Here is a 4,364-nt window from a genome sequence, read left to right as displayed (position 1 = left end):
GGCCGGGTTCGCGGTGACCGCCGCGGTCGCGCTGGCCGTGGCGCTGCGCGCGCCGCTGGCCACGACCGTGCTCGGGCTCATCGCGTTCGGCGCGCTGCACAACGTGCTGGAGCTGCGCTACGTCGCGGGCCGGTTCGCGGGGGTGCTGCGCGGGCGGCTGCTCGTGATCCTGCTGGCACTCGTCACGGGGATTCTCGTGTGCCGGCTCGCCGCCGCGCGTACTCCGGAGATTCTTCTTGCCTATGCCCTGCTCGGGGTGGGCGTCGCCTACGCGGTGCGGCACGCCTGGTGGCGGGCTGCCGCGTTAGCGGGGCTGGGCGGGGCGCTCGCCGCGTCGCTGGCCTTTCCGTCGTACCACTTCGTGATGTTGACCCACCTGCACAACGTGGTGCCGCTGTTCTTCCTGTGGGAGTGGTCGCGGCGGCTGACCCGGGGGCGCACCGCGTTCCGGGTGGCGCAGCTGGGCTGGGTGCTCGGCGTGCCCGCGCTGATCCTGCTGGGGGCGGCCGACGGCCTCGCCGTCAACCAGTTGGCGGACGGCGGCGCGGGCACGGTCACCGCCTTCGCGGGCGCGCCGGCGAAGCTGGCCGCCCCGTTCGTGCTGCCGGGGCTGCAGCCCGACCTCGTCGTCGGGCTGCGCTTCCTCGTCGTGTTCGCGTTCCTGCAGACGATGCACTACGCGGTGTGGGTGGGCTTCTTGCCCCGGGCCGCCCCGGACGCGGCGGCGGCCTTCGAGGCGCGGGTGCCGTGGCTGGCCGGCTGGCGGGCCTGGGCCCTGGGCGTGGCCGCCGCCGCGCCGCTGGCGCTGCTGTTCGCGGTCGACTACGCGCAGGGTCGGGTGCTCTACTCGGCATTCGCCAGCTACCACGCCTACCTGGAGTTCCCGGTCCTGCTGGCCCTGCTGTTCAGGCCACGTGGTCCAGATAACGCTGGATAGTCTCGGCGAGGATCTCCTCGCCCGGCCGCGCCCAGACGTCGGCGTTGAAGACCTCGACCTCGACCGGGCCGGTGTAGCCGGCCGCGTCGACCGCCTCCCGGAACCGGCGCAGCTCCACGCAGCCCGTGCCGGGCAGGCCGCGCCCGAGCAGCACGCCCTCGGGCAGCGGCGTGATCCAGTCGGCGGCCTGGAAGCAGGAGATGCGCCTCTCCGCGCCCGCCCGCGAGATCTGCCGCCACGCCCGGTCGTCCCACCACAGGTGGTAGGTGTCCACGACCACCCCGACGGCCTCGGCGGGGTAGGGGTGGGCCAGGTCGAGCGCCTGCCCCAGCGTCGAGACCACGCACCGGTCGCTGGCGAACATCGGGTGCAGCGGCTCGATGGCCAGCTGCACCCCCGCGTCGAGCGCGTGCGGCACGAGCCTGCCGATGGCATCCCCGACGTGCTTGCGCGCCGCGTCGATGTCGCGCTCCCCGGGGCGCAGACCCCCAGAAACCAGCACGAGTACGCCGGTTCCGAGCGTCGCGGCCTCGTCGATCGCGCGGCGGTTCTCGTCGTACCAGTCGTCCTGCTGGAAGAAGCCGCCCCGGCACAGCGACGTGACCGTGAGCCCGGCGCCGCGGACGAGCGCGGCGGTCGCCGCCACCCCGTACGCCTGCACCGGCTCGCGCCACAGGCCGATGCCGGTCAGCCCGGCGGCGGCGCACCCGGCGACCGCCTCGGCGAGCGCCCAGTGCTGGGCGGTGGCCTGGTTGAACGAGAACCGGGCGAGCCTGGCTTGTGTCCGGTCAGTCTTGTCCTGCACCTCGGCCGTCATGCCGTCACCTCCGCTGCGCTCCGGCGCCGGCATGCCTTTACCGAGCTGATGATTCGCTCACTGCGCTCGCTCATGCCCGAAGCTCCTTGATCTCGACGCGGCAGCCCTCGCGGGCGGAGAACAGGCCGCACTCGGCGAGCTGCACGCCGCGGGCGCCGGCCCACAGGTCCCAGGTGTAAGGGACGTCCTCGACGACGTGGCGCAGGAACAGCTCCCACTGCGCCTTGAAGCCGTTGTCGAACTCCTCGTTGTCGGGCACGACCTGCCACTGCGACCGGAAGTCCTCGGTGGCCGGCAGGTCGGGGTTCCACACCGGCTTGGGGGTGGAGCCGCGGTGCTGCAGCCGGCAGTTGCGCAGGCCCGCGACGGCGCTGCCCTCGGTGCCGTCGACCTGGAACTCGACCAGTTCGTCCCGGTAGACCCGGACCGCCCAGGAGGAGTTGATCTGGGCCACGATCGGCCCGTCCGGGCCCTCGATCTCGAAGATGCCGTACGCGGCGTCGTCGGCGGTGGCGGCGTACTCCTCGCCCTGCTCGTCGACGCGGCGGGGGATGTGGGTGGTCACGTGGGCCGTCACGGCGGTGACCCGGCCGAAGATCTGCTCCAGCACGTAGTGCCAGTGCGGGAACATGTCGGTGACGATGCCGCCGCCGTCCGCGGCCCGGTAGTTCCACGACGGGCGCTGCGCGGGCTGCCAGTCGCCCTCGAACACCCAGTAGCCGAACTCGCCGCGCACCGACAGCACCCGGCCGAAGAACCCGCCCTTGACGAGGCGGTCGAGCTTGCGCAGGCCGGGCAGGAACAGCTTGTCCTGCACGACGCCGTGCTTGATCCCGGCGGCGTCCGCCGTGCGGGCGAGGTCGACGGCGCCCGCGAGGCCCTCGGCCGTCGGCTTCTCGGTGTAGATGTGCTTGCCGGCCTCGATGGCGGCCCGGATCGCCTTTTCCCGCTGGGAAGTCACCTGGGCATCGAAGTAGATCTCGACGTCGGGCCGGGCGAGCGCCGCCGACAGGTCGGTGGTCCACTCGGTGAGGCCGTGCCGGGCGGCGATCTCGGCCAGTTTGGTCTCGCTGCGCCCGACGAGGATGAGCTCCGGCCAGAGCCGGCTGCCGTCGCGCAGCGGCAGGCCGCCCTGCTCGCGGATGGCGAGCAACGAGCGCACCAGATGCTGGCGATAGCCCATGCGTCCGGTGACGCCGTTGACCACGATGCCGATTGACCTGCGATTCATGGAGCCGTCCTCTAGTCGGTTGTGCTGCTGTTTTCCGTGGTGCGGGGCGGTGCGGGTGGGAGCACTGTCCCAGCTATCGTGGAAAGCGCTTTCCCCAGCCTAAAGCGTACGACTGTCGCGCGGCAAGGGCATACCCGGTTCGGCACCCGGTACGCTGCACGCCCATGGGGACCACACGCCGGGCTACGCGGGGCATTGACGGGTCTGAACCGGAGGCCGGCCCGCCTTCCGGTGACGCGCCCGGACGCGGGGGCATCGCGCGCGGCGCGGTGACGCTCGCCGATGTCGCGCGCCGCGCCAAGGTGTCGCCGGCCACCGCGTCGCGGGTGATCAACGGCAGCGCCAAGCCGGTGGCCGAGGAACTGCGGGCGCGGGTGCTGCGCGCCGTCGAGGACCTGCGCTACGTGCCGAACGCGCACGCCCAGGGCCTGGCGCGCTCGCACCGCATCGCCGTCGGCGTCATCGTCCACGACGTCTCCGACCCGTACTTCGCGGAGATCACCCGCGGCCTGCAGCGGGTGGCCACCGAGCACGGCCGGCTCCTGGTCATCTGCAACAGCTACCGCGACCCGGCCCGTGAGCTGGAGTACGTGGAGCTGCTGCGGGCCCAGCAGGTGGCCGCCATCGTGCTGGCCGGCTCCGGCTACCACGACGCCGCCTTCACCAAGGAGATCAACGCCAAACTCCGGGCGTACCAGCAGTCCGGCGGGCACGTCTCGGTGATCGGCCGGCACGAGCACGTCGGCGACGCCGTGCTGCCGGCCAACGAGGAGGGCGGCCGCCTCATCGCGGAGTACCTCTACGGGTTGGGTCACCGGCACATCGGCGTCATCGCCGGCCCCAAGGTGCTCACCACCACCACGGACCGGCTGGCCGGCATCCGCCGGGCGGCCAAGGAGCAGGGCCGGTCGCTGCCCGCCCGCCGCGTGGTGCACTCCGACTTCAGCCGCGACGGCGGGGCGACCGCGACCGCGCACCTGCTGCACGACTCGCCCGAGGTCACCGCGATCGTGGCGCTCAACGATTCCATGGCCGTCGGCGCCCTGGCCTGGCTGCGCGGGCACAACATCTCGGTGCCGCATCAGGTGTCGGTGGTCGGCTTCGACGACATGCCGGTCGCGAGCGACGTCACGCCCACGCTGACCACGGTGCGGCTGCCGCTGACCGAGATGGGCGCCCGCGCGATGAGCATGGCCCTGTCCGGCAGCGCGATCCACCCGACCCGCGTCGAGCGGGTCGAGGCGATCGTCGTGCCCCGGGAGAGCTCCGGCCCGCCGCCGGCGTGAGAGACATGACAGAGGGGGCGCGGCCTGTCGGTCGCGCCCCCTCTGCTGTGCGACCGCCTACTGGAAGATGATGTCCGCGGACGTGAACCTGCA

Annotated in this window: 4 protein-coding genes; 2 read left to right on the top strand and 2 right to left on the bottom strand. The window is 72.7% G+C overall.

What is annotated here, in order from left to right:
• Positions 1-937: hypothetical protein (locus tag ABD211_RS29595; protein WP_344138932.1), on the top strand; the 937-nt coding region annotated here is incomplete at its 5' end.
• Here the strand turns inward: ABD211_RS29595 and ABD211_RS29590 are convergent.
• Together ABD211_RS29590 and ABD211_RS29585 are read right to left on the bottom strand one after the other, a co-directional pair.
• Complete coding sequence (locus ABD211_RS29590) at positions 906-1,754, bottom strand: sugar phosphate isomerase/epimerase family protein (RefSeq protein ID WP_344138930.1); 849 nt, start codon at positions 1,752-1,754, stop codon at positions 906-908. The two genes, ABD211_RS29595 and ABD211_RS29590, sit on opposite strands and share 32 nt — an antisense overlap.
• Before the next feature lie 70 nt (positions 1,755-1,824).
• The gene (locus ABD211_RS29585) at positions 1,825-2,985 is read right to left on the bottom strand and encodes a Gfo/Idh/MocA family protein (protein WP_344138928.1); all 1,161 of its coding nucleotides are present in this window, start codon (positions 2,983-2,985) and stop codon (positions 1,825-1,827) included.
• Positions 2,986-3,149: 164 nt separating this feature from the next.
• On the opposite strand from ABD211_RS29585, the gene ABD211_RS29580 reads away from it, so the two are divergent.
• The gene (locus ABD211_RS29580) at positions 3,150-4,271 is read left to right on the top strand and encodes a LacI family DNA-binding transcriptional regulator (RefSeq protein WP_344138926.1); all 1,122 of its coding nucleotides are present in this window, start codon (positions 3,150-3,152) and stop codon (positions 4,269-4,271) included.
• Positions 4,272-4,364: the final 93 nt, after the last annotated feature.

The sequence above is a fragment of the Luedemannella flava genome (assembly GCF_039528515.1).
GTDB lineage: Bacteria > Actinomycetota > Actinomycetes > Mycobacteriales > Micromonosporaceae > Luedemannella > Luedemannella flava.
Note: the sequence above shows the minus strand (reverse complement) of the source record. Positions and strands in the feature narration are given on the sequence as shown.